The organism is Azospirillum sp. A29, assembly GCF_042604625.1.
Lineage (GTDB): Bacteria > Pseudomonadota > Alphaproteobacteria > Azospirillales > Azospirillaceae > Azospirillum > Azospirillum palustre.
Genome location: NZ_CP170469.1, coordinates 278,097 through 297,767 on the forward strand (window position 1 = coordinate 278,097; position 19,671 = coordinate 297,767).

At 69.0% G+C, this 19,671-nt stretch carries 16 protein-coding genes; 11 read left to right on the forward strand and 5 right to left on the reverse strand.

Features of this window, described 5'->3' with window-relative positions; genetic code table 11:
• Positions 1-4: 4 nt before the first annotated feature.
• Positions 5-2,077: a hydantoinase/oxoprolinase family protein gene (locus ABNQ38_RS35395; RefSeq protein ID WP_377811254.1), complete on the reverse strand. Its 2,073-nt coding sequence runs from the start codon at positions 2,075-2,077 to the stop codon at positions 5-7.
• A gap of 248 nt (positions 2,078-2,325) precedes the next feature.
• On the opposite strand from ABNQ38_RS35395, the gene ABNQ38_RS35400 reads away from it, so the two are divergent.
• A complete protein-coding gene (locus ABNQ38_RS35400) occupies positions 2,326-3,459 on the forward strand; it encodes an NAD(P)/FAD-dependent oxidoreductase (RefSeq protein WP_377811255.1) in 1,134 nt (377 codons plus the stop codon).
• Between the two features lie 22 nt (positions 3,460-3,481).
• On the opposite strand, the gene ABNQ38_RS35405 is transcribed toward ABNQ38_RS35400, so the two are convergent.
• Both ABNQ38_RS35405 and ABNQ38_RS35410 read right to left on the reverse strand, forming a co-directional pair.
• On the reverse strand, positions 3,482-4,459 hold the full coding sequence (locus ABNQ38_RS35405) for a DMT family transporter (RefSeq protein WP_377811256.1): 978 nt from the start codon (positions 4,457-4,459) through the stop codon (positions 3,482-3,484).
• Positions 4,460-4,509: 50 nt separating this feature from the next.
• Positions 4,510-5,469 carry a GNAT family N-acetyltransferase gene (locus ABNQ38_RS35410; protein WP_377811257.1) on the reverse strand — a complete coding sequence of 320 codons (960 nt, stop codon included), beginning with the start codon at positions 5,467-5,469 and terminating at the stop codon, positions 4,510-4,512.
• Between the two features lie 305 nt (positions 5,470-5,774).
• On the opposite strand from ABNQ38_RS35410, the gene argE reads away from it, so the two are divergent.
• Genes argE through ABNQ38_RS35440 form a run of 6 tightly spaced genes read left to right on the forward strand, consistent with a single transcriptional unit; the run spans position 5,775 to position 12,313 of the window.
• A complete protein-coding gene (argE, locus tag ABNQ38_RS35415) occupies positions 5,775-6,899 on the forward strand; it encodes an acetylornithine deacetylase (RefSeq protein WP_377811258.1) in 1,125 nt (374 codons plus the stop codon).
• A 19-nt stretch (positions 6,900-6,918) separates the two neighbouring features.
• Complete coding sequence (locus tag ABNQ38_RS35420; protein ID WP_377811259.1) at positions 6,919-7,842, forward strand: 2-hydroxyacid dehydrogenase; 924 nt, start codon at positions 6,919-6,921, stop codon at positions 7,840-7,842.
• A gap of 57 nt (positions 7,843-7,899) precedes the next feature.
• Entirely contained in the window at positions 7,900-8,259 is a 360-nt protein-coding gene (locus ABNQ38_RS35425) for a cupin domain-containing protein (RefSeq protein ID WP_377811260.1), read from the forward strand.
• 9 nt (positions 8,260-8,268) lie between these two features.
• Positions 8,269-9,741, forward strand: coding sequence for an aldehyde dehydrogenase family protein (locus tag ABNQ38_RS35430; protein WP_377811261.1), 1,473 nt, complete (start codon positions 8,269-8,271; stop codon positions 9,739-9,741).
• Between the two features lie 27 nt (positions 9,742-9,768).
• Positions 9,769-10,812 (forward strand): tartrate dehydrogenase, encoded by a 1,044-nt coding sequence (locus tag ABNQ38_RS35435; RefSeq protein WP_377811262.1) that lies wholly within the window; start codon positions 9,769-9,771, stop codon positions 10,810-10,812.
• A gap of 43 nt (positions 10,813-10,855) precedes the next feature.
• Positions 10,856-12,313: an NAD-dependent succinate-semialdehyde dehydrogenase gene (locus ABNQ38_RS35440; protein WP_377811263.1), complete on the forward strand. Its 1,458-nt coding sequence runs from the start codon at positions 10,856-10,858 to the stop codon at positions 12,311-12,313.
• 72 nt (positions 12,314-12,385) lie between these two features.
• Here ABNQ38_RS35440 and ABNQ38_RS35445 read toward each other — a convergent pair whose 3' ends face one another.
• A complete protein-coding gene (locus tag ABNQ38_RS35445) occupies positions 12,386-13,660 on the reverse strand; it encodes an NAD(P)/FAD-dependent oxidoreductase (RefSeq protein WP_377811264.1) in 1,275 nt (424 codons plus the stop codon).
• Between the two features lie 45 nt (positions 13,661-13,705).
• A complete protein-coding gene (locus ABNQ38_RS35450; RefSeq protein ID WP_377811265.1) occupies positions 13,706-14,374 on the reverse strand; it encodes a haloacid dehalogenase type II in 669 nt (222 codons plus the stop codon).
• Between the two features lie 358 nt (positions 14,375-14,732).
• Between ABNQ38_RS35450 and ABNQ38_RS35455 the strand changes: the two genes are divergently transcribed.
• The 4 genes from ABNQ38_RS35455 to ABNQ38_RS35470 all read left to right on the forward strand — a co-directional run bounded on the left by ABNQ38_RS35455 (position 14,733) and on the right by ABNQ38_RS35470 (position 19,668).
• Positions 14,733-15,602, forward strand: coding sequence for a GNAT family N-acetyltransferase (locus ABNQ38_RS35455; protein ID WP_377811266.1), 870 nt, complete (start codon positions 14,733-14,735; stop codon positions 15,600-15,602).
• A 13-nt stretch (positions 15,603-15,615) separates the two neighbouring features.
• Positions 15,616-16,992, forward strand: a complete 1,377-nt coding sequence (locus ABNQ38_RS35460) for an aspartate aminotransferase family protein (RefSeq protein ID WP_377811267.1) — start codon at positions 15,616-15,618, stop codon at positions 16,990-16,992.
• A 252-nt stretch (positions 16,993-17,244) separates the two neighbouring features.
• A complete protein-coding gene (locus tag ABNQ38_RS35465; protein ID WP_377811268.1) occupies positions 17,245-17,979 on the forward strand; it encodes an HAD-IA family hydrolase in 735 nt (244 codons plus the stop codon).
• A 66-nt stretch (positions 17,980-18,045) separates the two neighbouring features.
• On the forward strand, positions 18,046-19,668 hold the full coding sequence (locus ABNQ38_RS35470; RefSeq protein ID WP_377811269.1) for an ABC transporter substrate-binding protein: 1,623 nt from the start codon (positions 18,046-18,048) through the stop codon (positions 19,666-19,668).
• Positions 19,669-19,671: the final 3 nt, after the last annotated feature.

The following is a 19,671-nucleotide window of genomic DNA, read 5'->3' on the forward strand; positions in this document are numbered from 1 at the left end:
GGCGTCACTCCGCAAAGGTCAGGTGGAGGTTGAGATGCGCATCGACACGGGCCGAGGTCCCGGCCGGGATGGCGAAGGTGGTGTCCTCCTGGGCGACGATGGCCGGTCCCTCGAAGCGTGCGCCGGCCTGCAAGTCCGCACGGCGGTACAGCCCGACCGGGGTCACGGCGCCGCCGGTGAAGACCGGCACGCTGCGCTCCGCCGAGGCGGCATGCGGTTCCTCCGGTGCCGTCGGGAAATGCAAGGCCGGGCCGTTGCCGATGGCGGACAGGCGCAGGTTGACGATCTCGATCCGCCCGTCGGGGTCATGGAAATCGTAAAGCCGGGTATGCGCCGCATGGAAGGCCTCGGCGATGGCGCCAGGATCGCCGCTAGTATCGCCGCCATCCAGCCATTCGGGATTTAGCGCCGTCTCGATCTCGTAGCTCTGGCCGGCATAGCGCATGTCGGCGACGACCCTCAGCTCGGCGGCACCGGTATGGCCTTGCGCCGCCAGCCAGTCGCGCCCTTCCCTGCCCATCGCGGCGAAGGCCTCGCGCAGCGCCGGCATCAGGCCGGGGGAAAGGTCGGCGAACAGGGTGCGGACAAAATCGCCGCGCAGGTCGGCGACCAGACCGCCCAGCGCCGACACCACGCCCGGCCAGCGCGGAGCGACGACGCGCGGCATCCCCAGCTCGCGCGCCAGGAACACGCCCAGCATCGGACCGCCGCCGCCAAAGGGCATCAGCGCGAAGTCCCGCACATCGACGCCGGCCCGCGCGGCCATCTTCTCGACCTCCGCGAACATTTCCGACACTGCGACGTCGAGGATCGCCTGGGCGGTCGCCTCCACCGAGCGGTACAGTTCGTCGGCCAGCCGCTTGACGGCGGCACGGGCGAGGTCGGCATCCATCCGCAGCTGCCCGTAGGCCATCTGGCTGTGGCCGAGCCAGCCGCACACCACCATCGCGTCGGTCACCGTCGCCCAGTCGCCGCCGCGGCCATAGCAGGCCGGACCCGGCGTCGAACCGGCGGACTCCGGCCCCACACGCAGCACGCCCTGCCCGTCGACGCTGGCAATCGACCCGCCGCCGATGCCGATGGAGCTGACCGAGACCGACGGGATGTGCAGCGGGAACTCGCCGATCATCTCGCCGACGCCGAACTGGGCCTGCCCGTCGACGATCAGGGCGAAATCGGCCGAGGTGCCGCCGATGTCGAGCGTCAGGATGCGCGGCTCCCCCGCCTGCCGGGCCAGCCACGCCGCGCCGTTCACCCCGGAGGCGGCACCGGACAGCAGCATGTGGACGCAGGCCCGCTTGCCCTCCGCCGCGTTCATCACGCCGCCGTTGGACTTGGTCAGCAGCGGGCGGGCGGGCACCCCGCGCCCGGCCAGCCTCCCTTCCAGCGCCGAGAGGTAGCCGGAAATCCGGGGATGGACATAGGCGTTCAGGACCGCGGTCGTCGTCCGCTCATACTCGCGGATCACCGGCCAGACCTCGGCGGAGGTGAAGACGAACAGCTCCGGGGCCAGCCGGGCGACCTCCTCCTTCACCGCGGTTTCGTGGGCGTCGTCGCGCCAGGAATGGAGGAAGGAGACGACGACGCCCATCGCCCCCTTGGCCTTGACGGCGGCGACGGCATCGGCGACGGCCGCCATGTCGGGGGCCTGCCGTTCCGTCCCGTCGGAGCGCCGCCGGGCGGGAATGCCGAAGACCATGTCGCGGGCGATGAGCTGGTCGGGGCGCGAGCAGAACAGCGAATAGGTGTCCGGCATGCGCAGCCGGGCAAGTTCGATCACATCCTCGAACCCCGCATTGGTCAGCAGCGCCAGCGGCGCGCCCTTGCGCTGGATCACCGTGTTCATGCCCACCGTCGTGCCGTGCACGAAACGGGTGACGGCGCGCGGGTCCAGCCCCTCGCGCTCCGCCAGCAGGGTCAGGCCGGTCATCAGCTCCGCGCCGGGGTCGTCCGGCGTCGTCAGCACCTTCAGCGACGCCACCCGTCCCGACCGCGTGTCCAGCGCGCAGAAATCGATGAATGTCCCGCCGATGTCGACGCCGACCTTCCAATCGGCCTCACCCAAGCCTCCGTCCATCTCCGCTCCTCTCGGCAAGTCAGTCTGTGTCTGATCCGGACGGAAAGCTGACATGGCGGGCCGGGGACGGTCTAAGAGCCATTGAGCGCAAACACATAAGGCGGGCTTATGCATTGCGCCGCATAAGGCGGCGCTCCCATAGCCCGGCCTTATGGGATCCTGCCGAACCCGTCTTTGACCAGCCCGCCGGTCGTGGGCAGCCTGACCGATGGGGCGGAGCCATGTCCGCCCGCATGTGGGAGAGGTCGATGAGGGTTATCGTGCTGGGCGGCGGGTTGATCGGATCGGCCGCCGCCTTTTTCCTGGCCCGGCGCGGCCTGTCCGTCACGCTGCTGGAGCGCAACCGCGTCGGCACCGGCGCCACGGTGGCGTCCTTCGGCAACATCCGCCGCACCGGGCGTTATCTGCCGCAACTGCCGCTCGCCCACCGCTCGCGGGCGCTGTGGGGGGAGGCGGAGCGGCTGCTGGGGCGGGATGTCGAGTTCCGCGCCACCGGCCATCTGCGGCTGGTGTTCGACGAGGATGGTCTGGCCGACGTGCGCCGCTACATCGCCGACGCGCGGCCCTGGGGGCTGGAACTGGATGAACTGTCGCCGCCGGAGATCCGCCGCCGCTTCCCCGGCCTGGGGCCGGGCGCCATCGCCGCCTCCTTCTCGCCGCAGGACGGCAGCGGCAACCCCCGCCTGATCGCCCCCGCCTTCGCCGACGCCGCCCGCCGTCTGGGCGCGGAGATCGTCGAGGAGTGCGGGCCGGTGGAGGTGTCGGCCACCGCGTCGGGCTTCGAAGCGACGACGCACCGGGGCCGCTTCACCGCGGATCGCCTGCTGAACGCCGCCGGGGCCTGGGGAGCGACCATCGCCGCCCGCTTCGGCGAAAGCGTGCCGATGGCGGCCTATGGGCCGCAGATGGGCGTGACCGAACCCCTGCCGCACCGGATCCTGCCGGTGGTCGGCATGTGGTCGCGCGCCGGCGGGGACGGTTATCTTCGTCAGGTGGAACGCGGCAACATCGTCTTCGGCGGTGGGGCGGAGCGGGTGCCGGTGGCGCTCGATCCCGGCCATGCCAGGGCCGACCCGGGGCGGCTGCCCGGCCAGTTGCGGGCCCTGGTCCGGCTGCTGCCGGCGCTGGCCGATGTCACGGTGATCCGCACCTGGTCGGGCTGCGAGGGCTATGTCGCCGACAAGCTGCCGGTCATGGGGGCATCGGCGACGACGCCCGGACTGTTCCACGCCTTCGGCTTCAGCGGCCACGGCTTCCAGCTCGGCCCCGGCGTCGGCGACGTGATGGCGGAGATCATCGCCACCGGGCACAGCGAAACGCCGCTGCACGACTTCCGCATCGGCCGTTTCCAGACCGCCGCCGTGCAGGCGGCGCAAGCCTGACGGTGCCAGACCCGCCTGCTTCTCAGCGGGCGGGCCGCAGTGCTTCGGACCGGGCCGTGAACCGGCCGGACAGCGGGACCACCAGGGCGGAGGCGGCGATGACGAAGGCGCCGGCAAGGCTGACCGGAGAGGGCAGCAGGCCGAAGATAGCCGCGTCGAGGATCAGCGCCCACAGCATGGCGGTGTAGTCGAAGGGCGCCTGGGTCGACACCGGCGCCCGGGCCATCGCCTCGGTCATGGTGATGTGTGCCAGACCGCCGGAGATGCCCGCCCCGATCAGGCAGGCCAGGGACGGCCCGGTCGGGACGATCCAGCCGAAGGGCCAGCTCGCCAGACCGCCGAGTGCGCAAAGAAGGGCGAAGTAGAAGGCGATGGTCCCCGGCGCTTCGGTCGCGGTCAGAGTCTTGATCTCGACCCGGCCCGCCGCGGTCGCGAACGCCATCGCCAGCCCGGCCGCAACCCCGATGAGGGTGCCGCGGTCCAGCGTCGGCCCTTCGAAGGCCGGCACCAGCATCAGCACCACGCCGGCGAAGCCGACCAGCGCCGCGCCGATGGCCACCGCGCCTGGCCGTTCGCGCAGGAACAGCATGGCGGCCGGCACCGCCAGCAGCGGAGCCAGGAAGCCCAGCGCGGTCGCCAGCGCCAGCGGCAGATAGGCCAGCGAGACGAAGGAGAGCACCATCGCCAGGCCGCCATAGAGATTGCGCTTCAGATGCCCGACCGGCTGCCGCGTCCAGAGGGCCGACGGAAACTGCCGGCGCCACATCAGGTAGGCGATGATCGGCGGCAGCGCGAAGGCGCTACGGAAGAAGACGATCTGCCCGATCGGGGCCTCGAGGGAGGCCAGCCGGACGAACAGCGACATGACGACGAACAGCCCGGCCGACACCAGCCGAAGCATGATCCCGCCGCGGCTGGCGGAGTAGGATGGAACGGGAGAAGGGTCGGGCACGGAGTCAGCTTGAGAGCCGGCGGAGGGTTCCGGCGTCTGTCCCGGCATGATCGGCGCATCCTTATTATGGGAGCTGGCGGCTTTTAGAAGTTGGCGGCTCAGCCCAGGGCCTGGGTGGCGAGTGCGTAGGTGACGGGACGGTCCGGCGCCCGCGTCGATGGATCGGTCAGCGGCGCACCCAGCGACATGGTCAGCACCGTGTCATGAATCCTCAAGCCCGACCGGGCGACGAACAGCGGGAAGGGCCCTTCGTCCAGATGGGTGTCCAGGCGCAGGAAACGTCCGTCATGCTCGTCCACAAGGGGCTGGACCACGGCAATCGCATCCTCGTCCGTCCCGGCGACCGCCGGACCGACGACATGCCCGCGGCCGAAGGGACGGCAAAGCGCGAAGGCCACCAGAGCCCCGTCACGTTCCAGGCCATAGCCGACCGACTGCCCGAACAGCCGCGCCATCAGCCCGGCCCGCGAAATTCCGAAGGCACGTTCGTCCAGCGCCGTCACCGCCGCGAGATCCGCCGCCTCCAACCGCCGCACCGCCGGTACGGGCGCTGGCATGGGTGCTGGCATCGGCGCGGCACGGTCGCTCCGTCGCGCCTCGCCCTGGCACTGGAACACGGTCCGGTGGCCGATGAAGCCGAGCGAACGGTACAGCGCCAGCGCCGCACGGGTGGCGTTGAGCCGGTAGGTCCGCCCCGCCGACGCCGACAGCACCCGTTTCATCAGCCAGTCGCCGACCCCCAGCGCTTGCAGCCGGGGCGAGGTCATGACCATGCCGATGGTGGCGAAATCGTCGCCGTGGGGAAACCACATCGCCGATGCCAGAACGCGGTCGATCTCGTCCAGCGCGACGAAGCCATGGCCGACCTCGCGCACGAACTGCCAGTCCTCCGCGCGATGCGGCCAGCCGACCGAGATCGACAGAGCCTGCAGGCGCTCAAGGTCGATGTCGGCGATGTCGGCCACCCGCACGTCGAAGGCGTCGACGGTCCGGGAGCCCGGTAACGCACCGTCCCCCACCCCATCGCCAACGCTGTCCTCTATGCCGCTCTCGCTCAACGCTTTCCCCTCCCCGGATTTTCCATAACGTGAGGCAGTGCTCCATTGGGTCAACCGGCACGCCTGAACCATCCAGCGCTCCCCGAGATTACCTGAGCAGCCGCCGCACAATTCACCGCAAAGCACCGGGTCGGCACAACAATCAACCAAATCGCCCATGCATTCGGCACGGAATGGAGCGGCGGCCGGATAAGATCGTACCTGCCACAACCGCCAGGGCCCGCACCCCTCTCCGCACACAGCAGCGAACCCGCAACGCCCCCCGCGCCTCGAAGCGCGCAGCATGAGGACAAGGTGAGGCCGTCATGACCGTGACCGACATCCTGAAGGATCTGATCGCCTTTCCCTCCGTCGTCGGAACCCCCAACGGCGCCATCGTCGACGGCATCCGCGGCATTCTGGAGGCTGCGGGGGTCCGCGTCCGGGTTCTGCCGGGACCAGAAGGCGACCGCTTCAACCTGTTCGCCACCATCGGCCCGGCGATGGTTCCAGGCTATGTCCTGTCCGGTCACATGGATGTGGTGCCGGCCACCGAACCCGAATGGACCGGCGACCCGTTCCGGCTGCGCACCGACGGCAACCGGCTTTACGGGCGCGGCACCTCGGACATGAAGGGCTTCATCGCGGCGGCGCTGGCGGCCCTGCCGGCCCTGACCGCCGCCCCGCTCGCCCGGCCGATCCATCTGGCCTTCACCTACGACGAGGAGGCCGGCTGCCAGGGCGCGCCGCATCTTCTACCGCATCTGCCCGACCTGTGCGCACCGCCGCTGGGCGTCATCGTCGGCGAACCGAGCGGCCTGCGCGCCGTCCGCGCCCACAAGGGCAAGGCGTCGGCGCGGCTGACCGTCCGCGGGCGGTCCGGCCATTCCTCCCGCCCCGACCAGGGGCTGAACGCCATCCATGCCATGACCGACGCGCTGACCGCCGCCGTCGCCCAGGCCGGCCGCCTGAGCGAAGGCCCGCTGGATTCGGTCTTCGAACCGCCCTATTCCTCGCTTCAGGCCGGCACCATCCAGGGCGGGCTGGCGGTGAACGTCATCCCCGACACCTGCACCGCTGAGTTCGAAGCCCGCGCCATCGCCGGGGTCGATCCCGTCTCCCTGCTGGAGCCGGTGCGCGAGGCGGCGCTGCGGCTGGAGGAGCGCGGCTTCGCCGTCGACTGGACGCAGACCAGCGCCTATCCCGCCCTGTTCCTGGCCGCCCGTTCGCCGCTGGCCCGCCTGCTGGAGGAGCTGACCGGCCGCGAACCGCAGGCCGCCGTCAGCTATGGCACGGAGGCCGGCCTGTACCAGACCGCCGGGATCGACGCGATCATCTGCGGTCCTGGCGACATCGCACGGGCCCACCGACCCGACGAGCACATCCTCGTCGAGGAGCTGCACGCCTGCCAGTCGATGATCGAGGCGCTGGGCCAGCGCTGCCGCCTCTGACCATCCCAAAGGGGTTTCAATGACCTTCCTGTTCAATTCCGATGCCGTGCGCGGCGCGATCTTCGCGGACGCCTTCGCCCGCGCGCTGCCGGAACTGCCCTTTTCGATGGACCCGGCCAGCGTCGATCCCGACGCGGTGCGCTACCTGATCACCTGGACCATTCCGGCAAACCTCGCCCGCTACCGCAATCTGGAGATCGTCTTCTCCATCGGCGCCGGGGTCGACCAGTTCACCATGACCGCCCTGCCCGACCATGTGAAGGTCGTCCGCATGGTGGATGACGGCATCGTCCGCATGATGCAGGAATACGCCACGCTGGCCGTGCTGACCCTGCATCGCCAGATGCCGGCCTACCGCGCGCAGCAGAGGGACTGCCTCTGGCGCCCCCTGCCCCAGCCGCAGGCGGCACAGCGCCGGATCGGCGTGCTCGGGCTGGGGGTGCTGGCGCAGGCGGTGCTGGAGCGGCTGAAGCCCTTCGGCTTCCCGCTGTCGGGATGGAGCCGCTCGCCACGCCAACTGGACGGCGTGACCTGCCGCCATGGCGCGGACGGCCTCGACGCGATGCTGGGCGAAACCGACATCCTGATCGTTCTGCTGCCGTTGACGCCCGACACCCGCGGCTTCCTTGACGCGCCCCTGCTGGCGAAGCTGCCCCGCGGTGCCGCGCTGATCCACACCGGGCGCGGTCCGCAGCTGGACCACGCCGCCCTGCTGGACGCGCTCGACACCGGCCAGCTGTCCGCCGCGATGGTCGATGTGACCGAGCCCGAGCCGCTGCCGGCCGACCATCCCTTCTGGACCCATCCCAACATCGTGCTCACCCCGCACATTGCCAGCATCACCCAGCCGGAAAGCGCCGCCCAGGCGGTCATCGCCAACCTGAACCGGCATTTCGCCGGGCAGGACCCGGTCGGTCTGGTCGACCGGCGGCGCGGCTACTGACGCAGTTGTCCGACACCCCTTCCGCGGCACGGCCGCTCATCGACCAAGGACGCTTCCATGTCGCTGCTGAAGACCATCGACACCGCCCCGCCCTTCGCCCCGCGTGAATCGACCCCGATGCCGGACCGGCTGATCGCCGGGGCGCCCGCTTTCAAGACCTGGGCACAGGACGCCGACGCCGCCAAGGGCGACACCGTCAGGACCGGCGTCTGGGAAGCCACGCCGGGCGAAACCCGGTCGATCAAGGGCGAGACCTTCGAGTTCTGCCACATCCTGTCCGGAATCGTCGAAATCACCCCGGACGCCGGTGAGCCGGTGGTCTACCGGGCCGGCGACAGCTTCGTCCTGAAGCCGGGCTTCACCGGCGTGTGGAAGACCATCGAGACGGTCCGCAAGATCTACGTCATCATCGACTGAGGGCGCATCATGAGCCTGTCCTTCGATCCGGACCGCCTGCCGCTGCCGAACGGTCATTTCATCGGTGACCGCCTGATCCCGGCAGAGGACGGACTGCCCCGGCTGCCGATGCGCCGCCCCTCGGACGGCCGGGCCTATGCCGACTGCCCAGTCGCCTCGGCCGACCTCGTCGACCAAGCGGTCGCCACCGCGCAGGCGGCGCTGAAATCCAGCAACTGGGGCGGCCTGCGCCCGCGGGACCGCACCGCCGTGCTCCAGCGCTGGGCCACCCTGATCGAGGAGGAGGCGGAAACCCTGGCGAAGGTGGAGGCGCTGTCCTCCACTCGCCCGGTCGGCCAGCTGGTGGCCGGCGACGTGGCGGTCACCGCCGAGCAGATCCGCTTCTTCGCCGAATTCGCCGACAAGGAGGGCGGCGACCTCGTTCCCACCGACGACGGCAGCCTCGGCATGGTGATGACGGAGCCCTACGGCGTCGTCGGCGCCATCACGCCCTGGAACTTCCCGCTGTCGATGGCGGGATGGAAGCTCGCCCCGGCGCTGGCCGCCGGCAACGCGGTGGTGCTGAAGCCGTCGGAGATGACGCCCTTCTCCACCGTCCTGCTGGCGCAGCTGGCGGTGAAGGCGGGGCTTCCCGCCGGGCTGATCAACATCGTCCAGGGTGACGGCCCGACCACGGGTGCCGCCATCACCAGCCATCCCGGCATCGCCAAGGTCAGCTTCACCGGATCGACGGCGGCGGGCTCGGCGATCATGGCCGACATCGCCCGCAGCGGCGTCAAGCCGATGACGCTGGAGCTGGGCGGCAAGAGCCCGCAGATCGTCTTCGCCGACGCCGACCTCGACAAGGCGGCGGCGGCCATCGCCACCAGCGTCCTGTCCAACGCCGGACAGGCCTGCGTCGCCGGGTCGCGCCTGCTGGTCGAAGCCGGCGTAGCCGGGCCGCTGGTCGAGCGGATTCTGGGCCACATGCGCGCCGTCCGTCCCGGCCCGACCTGGGACGCGGAGACGCGCTATTCCCCCATCATCTCCGAACGGCAGCGCGCCCGCATCCACGCCATCGTATCGGCGTCGCTAACCGGATCGGTGGAGTGCCTGACCGGCGGCGGCCCGATGGACGCCGAGGGGTATTTCTACGCGCCGACCCTGCTGGCCGGGGTCGATCAGACCTCCCCCGCCGTGGTGGAGGAGATTTTCGGCCCGGTGCTGACCGTGCAGAGCTTCGACAGCGAGGAGGAGGCGATGGCGCTGGCCGACCATCCCACCTACGGGCTGGCCGCCGGCCTCTACACCCGCGACCTGTCGCGCGCCATCCGCCTGACCCGGCGGCTCCAGGCCGGAACGGTGTGGGTCAACCGCTATGGCCGCTCCCGCGACCACATCCTGCCGACCGGCGGCTACAAGCGCTCCGGCATCGGCAAGGATCTGGGACGCGAGGCCTATCTCGCCAACCGCCGCAGCAAAAGCGTGCTGATCGGCCTGTAATCCAATGAAAAAGACAGGGGACGTTCGATGAAGACCCACAACATTGCGATCATCAAGGGCGACGGCATCGGGCATCCCGTGGTCGACGCGGCCTGGGAGGTGTTGCAGGCCGTGGCGACGCAGTCGGGCTTCGCGCTGACCGGCACCGAACTGCCCTGGTCCTGCGCCCATTACAAGGAAACCGGCGTGATGATGCCGACCGACGGCATCGACAGCTTGCGCAAGTACGACGCTATCCTGCTGGGGGCCGTCGGCTGGCCGGCGGAGGTGCCGGACGCGGTGTCGCTGCACGGGCTGCTGCTGCCGATCCGCAAGGCCTTCGACCAGTATGCCAATGTCCGCCCGCACCGGCTGCTGCCGGGAGTCGAGGGGCCGCTGCGCCGCGGCGGCTTCGACATCCTGTGCATCCGCGAGAACACCGAAGGCGAATATGCCGGCGCCGGCGGGCGCATCCATCAGGGGACGCCGCAGGAGGTGGCGGTGGAGACCGGCATCTTCACCCGCATGGGGGTGGAGCGGATCCTGCGCTTCGCCTTCGCCCAGGCCCGCGCCCGGCGCGGCAAGCTGGCCTCCGTCACCAAATCGAACGCGCAGAAATACTCGATGGTGTTCTGGGACGAGATCACCCGCCAGCTGGCCGCCGAGCATCCGGACGTCGAGGTCACCAGCTATCACGTCGACGCCATGGCGGCGCGCATGGTGACGGCGCCGGAAAGCCTGGACGTGGTCGTCGCCTCCAACCTGTTCGGCGACATCCTCACCGATCTGGGGGCGGCGATCCAGGGCGGGCTGGGCTTCGCCGCCTCGGCCAACCTGAACCCCGACCGCAAGGCGCCGTCGATGTTCGAGCCGGTGCACGGATCGGCCCCCGACATCGCCCATCTCGGCATCGCCAATCCCATCGCCGCCATCTGGTCGGGTGCCATGATGCTGGAGCATCTGGGGGAAAAGGCCGCTGCCGACCGCGTCATGGCGGCACTGGGCGACACCACGGGCCGCGGCATCGGCACGGTGCCCGGCAAGGACAGCACGGACGCGATCACCGCCGCCGTGCTGTCGGCGCTGTCTTGATCCCCATCGCCTTGAACCCAACCGCAGCGAAAAAGACACGACCATGAGCCATCATCTGACGGACCCCTCCCTATTCCGCGAACAGGGGCTGATCGGCGGTCGCTGGTGCGACGGGGTGGCCGGCCGGACCATCGGCGTCCAGAACCCGGCGACCGGCAGCACCCTGGGCAGTGTTCCCGACATGGACGGCACCGACGCCCGCGACGCCATCGCCGCCGCGGCCGAAGCCTATCCCGCCTGGAGGCGGCGCACCCATGCCGACCGTGCCGCGCAGCTGGAGCGCTGGCACGCGCTGATGATCGAGAATCTGGAGGATCTGGCGCGCATCCTGACGCTGGAGCAGGGCAAGCCGCTGGACGAGGCGCGCGGCGAGATCCGCTATGGCGCCTCCTTCGTCAAATGGTTCGCCGAAGAGGCGCGCCGGATCGGCGGGACCACCATCCCTTCCCCCACCCCCGACCGCCGCATCGTCGTGCTGAAGGAGCCGGTCGGGGTCTGCGGCATCATCACGCCGTGGAACTTCCCCAACGCCATGATCACCCGCAAGGTCGCCCCGGCGCTGGCCGCCGGCTGCACCGTGGTCATCAAGCCGTCGGACTTCACCCCCTATTCGGCGCTGGCTCTCGGCGTGCTGGCCGAGCGGGCGGGCATCCCGGCCGGCGTGGTCAACATCCTGACCGGCCGTCCCGAAGCCATCGGTGAGGAACTCCTGGCGAACGAGACCGTCCGCAAGATCTCCTTCACCGGCTCCACCCGCGTCGGCTCGCTGCTGATGCGCGGTGCCGCCGACGGCATCAAGCGGCTGAGCCTGGAACTGGGCGGCAACGCGCCCTTCATCGTGTTCGACGACGCCGATCTGGATCAGGCGGTGGAGGGTGTCCTCCTCTCCAAGTTCCGCAACGGCGGACAGACATGCGTCTGCGCCAACCGTATCCTGGTGCAGTCGGGCGTCTACGAGGCGTTCCGCGACCGGCTGGTCGCCCGCGTCAATGCCATGCGGGTGGGGTCCGGGCTGGAACCGGGGGTCGCCATCGGCCCGATGATCAACGCCGCCGCCGTCGCCAAGATCGAGCGCCACGTCGCCGACGCGGTGTCCAAGGGGGCCACCATCGCCTCTTCCGCCGTCGCGGCGGCGGGTGCGCAGTATGTCGCCCCGGTGGTGCTGACCGACGCCACCACCGACATGCTGCTTGCGCATGAGGAGACCTTCGGCCCGGTGGCCCCGCTGTTCCGCTTCGAGACGGAGGAGGAGGCCATCGCCCTCGCCAACGCGACGCCTTTCGGGCTGGCCGCCTATTTCTACACGCAGAACCTCGCGCGGTCCTGGCGGGTGGGCGAAGCGCTGGAGGCCGGCATGATCGGGCTGAACACCGGCGCGATTTCCACCGAAGTCGCCCCCTTCGGCGGCGTCAAGCAGTCCGGCCTGGGCCGAGAAGGCGCACAGGTGGGCATCGAGGAGTATCTGGAGCTGAAGACCTTCCACATCGGCGGGCTGGGCTGACACTCGATAAACAGCAAAAGCCCGGCGGGAGCAGTTCGCACCCGCCGGGCTTTTTTTGACGCTTCCCGCCGATCACTGAATGCGGTCGAGCGCCTTGTAATACAGCCCGACCAGCGGCAGGAACCAGGGCTTGCCGAAATGGCCGGGGACGGCGGGCCAGGACATATCCTTCAGCGGGTTCCGGTCCTCGCGTCCCAGGATCGCGTCGGCCATGGTCATGCCGAGATGGGTCGACAGCTGCGCCCCGTGGCCGGAATAGCCCATGGCGTACCACAGCCCGTCCTGGTAACCGGCGCGCGGATAGCGGTCGCTGGTCATGTCCACCAGCCCGCCCCAGCAGTAATCGATGTCGATGCTGGCGATCTGCGGGAAAATCCTTGCGAGGCTCGCGCGCAGGATCGCCCCGCTCTTGGCGTCGGACTGCTGGTCGGACGTCGCCGAGAAGCGGGCCCGGCCGCCGAAGATCAGCCGCCGGTCGGGCGACAGGCGGAAGTAGTTGCCGATGTTCATCGAGGTGACGTAGGTGCGGTTGCCCGGCACCACCGATGCGATCTCACCGTCGCTGAGCGGGCGGGTGGCGATGATGAAGCTGCCGACCGAGATGATCCGGCGGCGGAAATGGCTGAAGTTCGGTGTGGTGTAGGCGCCGGTGGCGACCAGCACCTCCTTGGCGGTGACCGTGCCGCGCGGCGTGGTCAGCGTGTGGCGGTCGCCCGTGCGGGCGATGGCGCCGACCGGCGCGTTTTCGACCAGAACCGCGCCATGGCGCCTGGCGGCGGCGGCCAGCCCGACCACGAAGCGGCCCATATGCATCATGGCGCTCTTGCGCGACAGCATCGCACCGAAGAACGGCGAGCCGACCTCTTCCTTCAGCTCTTCGGCGGTCAGCAGCGCCGTGTCGGGATCGACCTCGCGGTGCACCACCTCGAAGTTGCGGGCGATGGCGTCGAAATGCGCCGGCTTGGAGGCCAGCTTCAGCTTGCCGGCGCGGCGGAAGCTGCAATCGATGCCCTCTTCGGCGATCAGCGCCTCCAGCGTGTCGATGGACTGGTCGAAGGCCCGGTAGAGCGCGACGGCGCGCTCCGTCCCCAGCGCGGTCTTGGCGGCGATGAAGCTGTGGGCCAGACCGTTGTTGAGGTGCCCGCCGTTGCGTCCCGAAGCCCCGCCGCCGACATGACCGGCTTCCAGCACGATCACCCGCGCTCCGGCCTTGGCGAGCTGGCGGGCGGCACCCAGGCCGGTGAATCCTCCCCCGACGACGGCAACGTCGTAATGGCCATCGACCGGCCCCTCGGCCCCGCCGGTGAAAGCGGAAGCGGTGTCATGCCAGTAGGAGACGAATTTCATGACCTGGGTCCTTCCCGTTGCAGCCTGAACCGTGAAACGCGTCCCTTAAAGCCCGACCACGCCGGGCAGGTCGGCGATGCTGCGGATCTCGGTATAGCCGTAATAGGGGTTGGCCGGTTCGTGGCCGCGGTTGACCCACACCTTGTTGCGGATCCCCAGATCGTGCGCCGACATCAGGTCGTAGCGGAAGGAGGAGGAGCAGTGCAGGATGTCCTCCGGCCCGCAGCCGAGCATGTCGAACATGTATTCGAACGCCTGGAAGCGCGGCTTGTAGGCCTGCGCCTGTTCGGCGGTGTAGACGGCGTGGAAGGGCGCGCCGAGCTTCGCCACGTTCGACGGGATCTGGTCATTCATCGCGTTCGACAGGATGACCAGCGGGATTTCCTTGGCGACCTTGGCCAGACCGGCCGGCACGTCCGGGTGCGGCCCCCAGGTGGGAACCCGCTCGTAGACCATGCGCGCATCCTCGTCGCGGAAGACGACGTTGTTGCGCTTGCAGCTGCGCTCCAGCGCATTGTGCACGACCTCGGCATAGGGCTTCCAGTCGCCCATGATCTCGTCGAGACGGTAGGCGGCGAAGTTCTTGATGAACTCCGTCATCCGCGCTTCGTCGAGGATCGACCCGTACAGGTCGCGCGCCGCTTCGGCCATCTGAAAGTTGATCAGCGTGCCGTGGCAATCGAAGGTGACGTATTTCGGCCGGAACTGGCTCATGGCTGCTTCCTTGAGATGGAACGACGTGGGAGGGGCGAATTGGGAATGGGGCGCTGCCGGCCCTGCCCCACGATCCTAACGTCGCCGCGAAGCCGGGCCTGACCGAATTACCGGGCGCGAAAGCACAAAGTTCCGTTTCCGTCTCGGCACTCAGCATTTGGTTGGGAGGGAAACGGCGCCAGGGCGCCCGGAACAGGGGATGGACGCCCCGCCCGCGGGTTCGCCCGTCATCGTCGCGGCATAAGATGCGGCGGGCTGCCGGAGCAAAGGTGAAAGATGTCGCGGCGGGTGTCGCCTTCAGACAAACGTCCGGGGCCGCTGCGCACACTCTTGGAGGCAGAGGGTGAAAGGACTGCCCATGAACAAGAATACGGTTCCCAAGAGAGCGATCGACTGTGCGGCTTTCGAGCCGAAGCATCTGGACGATGCGCTTGCCCTGTCGCGGCAGGCGCAATGGCCGCACCGGCTGGAAGACTGGTCGCTGCTCCTGTCGCTGAGCCGGGGGCTGGTCGCCGTGGACGCCGGATCGGGCCGGCTGGTCGGCACCGTGCTGACGACGCCCTATGGCGAGGATGCCGCCACCATCAACATGGTCATCGTCGACGAGGACTGGCGCGGGCAGGGCCTCGGCCGCCGTCTGATGGACGAGGCGATGGCGCTGGCGGACGACCGCCCCCTGCGCCTCGTCGCCACCAGCGAGGGGTTGCCGCTCTACGAAAAGCTGGGCTTCCGCGAGGTCGGCACCGTCCTCCAGCACCAGGGCGAAGCCGGTCCGGTTCCGCCGGTGGCGGCGGAGGAGGTCGCCCCGGCCGGCGCGGAGGATCTTGCGGCCATCGCCGCGCTGGACCGCCAAGCCTTCGGCGCCGACCGCCGCCTGCTGCTGGAGCGCATCGCCGGGGTCGGGTCCTTCACGCTGCTGCGCCGGAACGGTGTCCCCGCCGGCTTCGCCGCTCTGCGCGACTTCGGCCGCGGTCAGGTCGTCGGCCCGGTGGTCGCCCCCGACGCGGACGGCGCCAAGGCGCTGATCGGCCCGCTCGTCGCCGCGCATCCGGGAAAATTCCTGCGGGTGGACACCACCGCCGACACCGGCCTCGCCCTATGGCTGGCCGATTGCGGTCTGCGTCCTGTCGGCGGCGGCATCGCCATGCGCCGCCCGGCGCCAGCGGCAGCTCCCGCGTCGCCCGCCCCCGTTTCGACTTTCGCGCTCGCCAGCCAGGCACTCGGCTGATCCGGAGAGGACCATGCTCAGCAATTCCCTGATCGAACTCGACCGTGCCCATCTGGTCCATCCCGTCGCGTCATATCGCGGCCATGAGAAGGCCGGGGTGCGGATCATCGCCTCCGGCGCCGGGGCGACGGTCACCGACGCCGCCGGCCGCCAACTGGTCGACGGTTTCGCCGGCCTGTGGTGCGTCAACGCCGGCTACGGCCAGCAGAGCCTCATCGACGCCGCCACCCGCCAGATGCAGGAACTGCCCTACGCCACGGGCTATTTCGGACTTGGCAGCGAACCGGCGATCCGGCTGGCCGCGGCACTCGCCGAACGGGCGCCCGGCGACCTGAACCATGTCTATTTCACGCTGGGCGGGTCGGATGCGGTGGACAGCACCATCCGCTTCATCCGTTATTACTGGCTGGCCAAGGGGCAGCCGCAGCGCGACCAGTTCATCTCCATCGAGCAGGGCTATCACGGCTCCTCCACCGTCGGGTCGGGGCTGACCGCGCTGCCCGCCTTCCATGCCGGCTTCGGTGTGCCCTTCGACTGGCAGCACAAGATTCCGTCACACTACGCCTACCGCAACCCGGTGGGCGACGATGCCGATGCGATCATCGCCGCCTCGCTCGCCGCCCTCGACGCGAAGATCGCCCAAATCGGCGGACCGGAGCGGGTCGCCGCCTTCTATGCCGAACCGATCCAGGGATCGGGCGGCGTTCTGGTGCCACCCGACGGCTGGATGAAGGCGATGTGCGACCGCTGCCGCAGCCTGGGCATCCTGTTCGTCGCCGACGAGGTCATCACCGGCTTCGGCCGCACCGGACCGCTGTTCGCCTGCACCGACGATGGCGTGGTCCCCGACATGATGACCACGGCGAAGGGCCTGACCTCCGGCTATGTGCCGATGGGCGCGGTTTTCCTGTCGGACGCGGTGTACGATACCATCGCGGACGCCGCCGGCAGCAGCGCGGTCGGCCATGGCTACACCTACTCCGCCCACCCCGTCAGCGCCGCGGTGGGGCTGGCGGCCTTGCGCCTGTACGAGGACAGCCTGCTCGCCAACGGCGCCAGGGCCGGGGCGCGGCTGATGGCCGGGCTGCACGCTCTGCGCGACCACCCGCTGGTCGGCGACGTGCGCGGGCGCGGCATGCTGGCCGCCATCGAACTGGTGGTGGACAAGGAGCGCAAGACCCCCCTGCCCGCCGCCGCCGAACCGTCGCGCCGGATTTTCGACCGGGCTTGGTCCAACGGTCTGGTGATCCGCGCCTTCGCCAACGGCGTGCTGGGCTATGCCCCGCCGCTCTGCTGCACCGACGACGACATCGACGCGATCCTGGAGCGGACGGCCCAAACACTCGACCAGACCCTGGACGATCCCGACGTCCGCCGGGCGATGCGCTAGGCGAAAAAGGGGGTGTCCGTGGAAAAAACCGCGGATACCTCCGTATCCAGCATTTTCTGCTGTCCAGCACCGAAGATTCGGAGACCCTCACCCAACCCTTGGACCACACTGGAGGGGAAGAAGACCGAATCTCCAGGCCAGCTCAAGAGGGACCACCTCCAAAAGACATCCCGGCGGAGGTTGCCGCCGGACCTGAAACGCCCCGCCGGACCGGAACGGTTCCCCTGCGGTCCTTGATGAGGAGATGGTGCGTTGACCAAGAGTCTGCTGAGCTTCAAGTATCTGACCTTCGACGTCGTCGGCACCCTGATCGACTTCGAATCCGGCATCAAGGACTGCCTCGCCGCAATCGCGGCGGAGGCCGGTACCGACGTGGACGGCGAGGCGGCGCTGACCCTCTACCGCGAGGCGCGCTATGCCGACAATGCCGACCTGTTCCCCGACGATCTGGCGCGCGTCTATTCGGTGATCGCGCCCAGGCTGGGGCTGCCCGCCGGTACGCAGTACGGCGAACGCCTGCGGGATTCCGCGGCGGCCTGGGCCGGCTTCCCCGACAGCCGGGAGGCCATGGCGCGTCTGGCCAAGCGCTACAAGCTGATCGCGATGACCAACGCGCGGCGCTGGGCCTTCACCCATTTCTCCCGCGAGCTGGGCGATCCGTTCTTTGCCGGCTTCACCGCCGACGACACCGGCGTCGAAAAGCCCAACCCCGCCTTTTTCCAGCAGGTGTTCGAGTTCGTCGAGCGCGACGGCGGCAGCAAGGACGACATCCTGCACGTCGCGCAGAGCCAGTATCACGACATCGGCGTGTCCCGCCGCCTCGGCATGACCAACTGCTGGATCCAGCGGCGGCATGCCCAGAAGGGCTATGGCGGCACCATCGAGCCCGCCGAGTTCACCGAACCGGATTTCCATTTCCGCTCGATGGCGGAACTGGCCGATGCCGTCGAAGCAGCGGCCGCAGAGCCGAAGACGGCTTCCGCGTAACCGGGCCAAACCGGAGCGCGCTGAATAAAGAAACGAACGAACAATCCTGAACAGAGTGAGGCAGACATGACCAAGACGCCTGAAACCCGGACTCCCAAAAGCTGGACCCGGACTGACGACAGCATGGTCGAAAGCGCCATCCGGCGCGGGGCCACGCGCCGCGACCTGATGAAGATGCTGCTGGCCGGCGGGGTGTCGCTGGCTGCCGCCGACCTCGTTCTGGGCCGCGCCGGCATGGCGCTGGCCGCCACGCCGGTGAAGGGCGGCGCGCTGAAGGCTGCCGGCTGGTCGTCCTCGACCGCCGACACGCTGGATCCGGCCAAGGCGTCGCTGTCCACCGATTATGTCCGCTGCTGCGCCTTCTACAACCGCCTGACCACGCTGGACCAGAACGGCATCCCGCAGATGGAGCTGGCGGAGAGCGTGGAATCGGGCGACGCCAAGACCTGGACGGTCAAGCTGCGCAAGGGCGTCACCTTCCACGACGGCAAGTCGCTGACCGCCGACGACGTGGTGTATTCGCTGAAGCGCCACCTCGATCCGGCCGTCGGTTCCAAGGTCGCGAAGATCGCCGCGCAGATGACGGAGTTCAAGGCGGTCGACAAGACCACCGTCGAGATCACGCTGGCCAGCCCCAACGCCGATCTGCCGACCATCCTGGCCACCCACCATTTCATGATCGTGGCCGACGGCACCACCGACTTCTCCAAGGGCAACGGCACCGGCGCCTTCACCTGCAAGAGCTTCGAGCCGGGCGTGCGCTCCATCGGCCTGCGCAACCAGAATTACTGGAAGGGCGGACCGAACGTCGACTCCTTCGAGTTCTTCGCGATCAGCGACGACAATGCCCGCGTCAACGCGCTGCTGTCCGGCGACATCCATCTCGCCGCGTCGATCAACCCGCGCTCCACCCGTCTGGTGGACGGGCAGAAGGGCTTCGCCCTGTCGAAGACGACGTCCGGCAACTACACCGACCTGAACATCCGCCTGGATATGGAGCCCGGCAGCCGCAAGGACTTCGTCGATGGGATGAAGTACATCGTCAATCGCGAGCAGATCGTCAAATCGGCCCTGCGCGGCTTCGGCGAGGTGGGCAACGACCAGCCGGTCTCGCCCGTGAACCCGTACCACAACGCCGCCCTGAAGCCGAAGGCGTTCGACCCGGAAAAGGCGAAGGCGCTGTTCAAGAAGGCCGGCGTCCTGGGTCAGTCGATCCCGGTGATCACGTCGGATGCCGCATCGTCGGCCATCGACATGGCGATGGTGATCCAGGCCTCCGCCGCCGAGATCGGCATGAAGCTCGACGTCCAGCGCGTGCCGTCCGACGGCTATTGGAGCAACTACTGGCTGAAGTCGCCGATCCATTTCGGCAACATCAACCCGCGGCCGACGCCGGACATCCTGTTCTCCCTGCTCTACGCCTCCGAAGCGCCGTGGAACGAGAGCAAGTACAAGTCCGAGAAGTTCGACAAGATGATGATCGAAGCGCGCGGCATGCTCGACCAGGCCAAGCGCAAGGAGATCTACAACGACATGCAGGTGATGATCGCCGAAGAGGCCGGCACCATCATCCCCGCCTACATCTCCAACGTCGACGCCATCAACGACAAGCTGAAGGGCCTCGCCCCCAGCCCGCTGGGCGGCATGATGGGCTACGCTTTCGCCGAGTATGTCTGGCTGGCCGCCTGATAC

What these genes read in the sequence shown, in the direction of transcription:
- argE (WP_377811258.1), top strand. Translation starts at nt 5,775, where the DNA reads ATGACCGTGACCGACATCCTGAAGGATCTGATCGCCTTTCCCTCCGTC.
- ABNQ38_RS35400 (WP_377811255.1), top strand. Translation starts at nt 2,326, where the DNA reads ATGAGGGTTATCGTGCTGGGCGGCGGGTTGATCGGATCGGCCGCCGCC.
- ABNQ38_RS35405 (WP_377811256.1), bottom strand. Translation starts at nt 4,459, where the DNA reads ATGCCGGGACAGACGCCGGAACCCTCCGCCGGCTCTCAAGCTGACTCC.
- ABNQ38_RS35395 (WP_377811254.1), bottom strand. Translation starts at nt 2,077, where the DNA reads ATGGACGGAGGCTTGGGTGAGGCCGATTGGAAGGTCGGCGTCGACATC.
- ABNQ38_RS35430 (WP_377811261.1), top strand. Translation starts at nt 8,269, where the DNA reads ATGAGCCTGTCCTTCGATCCGGACCGCCTGCCGCTGCCGAACGGTCAT.
- ABNQ38_RS35435 (WP_377811262.1), top strand. Translation starts at nt 9,769, where the DNA reads ATGAAGACCCACAACATTGCGATCATCAAGGGCGACGGCATCGGGCAT.
- ABNQ38_RS35455 (WP_377811266.1), top strand. Translation starts at nt 14,733, where the DNA reads ATGAACAAGAATACGGTTCCCAAGAGAGCGATCGACTGTGCGGCTTTC.
- ABNQ38_RS35445 (WP_377811264.1), bottom strand. Translation starts at nt 13,660, where the DNA reads ATGAAATTCGTCTCCTACTGGCATGACACCGCTTCCGCTTTCACCGGC.
- ABNQ38_RS35440 (WP_377811263.1), top strand. Translation starts at nt 10,856, where the DNA reads ATGAGCCATCATCTGACGGACCCCTCCCTATTCCGCGAACAGGGGCTG.
- ABNQ38_RS35425 (WP_377811260.1), top strand. Translation starts at nt 7,900, where the DNA reads ATGTCGCTGCTGAAGACCATCGACACCGCCCCGCCCTTCGCCCCGCGT.
- ABNQ38_RS35460 (WP_377811267.1), top strand. Translation starts at nt 15,616, where the DNA reads ATGCTCAGCAATTCCCTGATCGAACTCGACCGTGCCCATCTGGTCCAT.
- ABNQ38_RS35450 (WP_377811265.1), bottom strand. Translation starts at nt 14,374, where the DNA reads ATGAGCCAGTTCCGGCCGAAATACGTCACCTTCGATTGCCACGGCACG.
- ABNQ38_RS35420 (WP_377811259.1), top strand. Translation starts at nt 6,919, where the DNA reads ATGACCTTCCTGTTCAATTCCGATGCCGTGCGCGGCGCGATCTTCGCG.
- ABNQ38_RS35470 (WP_377811269.1), top strand. Translation starts at nt 18,046, where the DNA reads ATGACCAAGACGCCTGAAACCCGGACTCCCAAAAGCTGGACCCGGACT.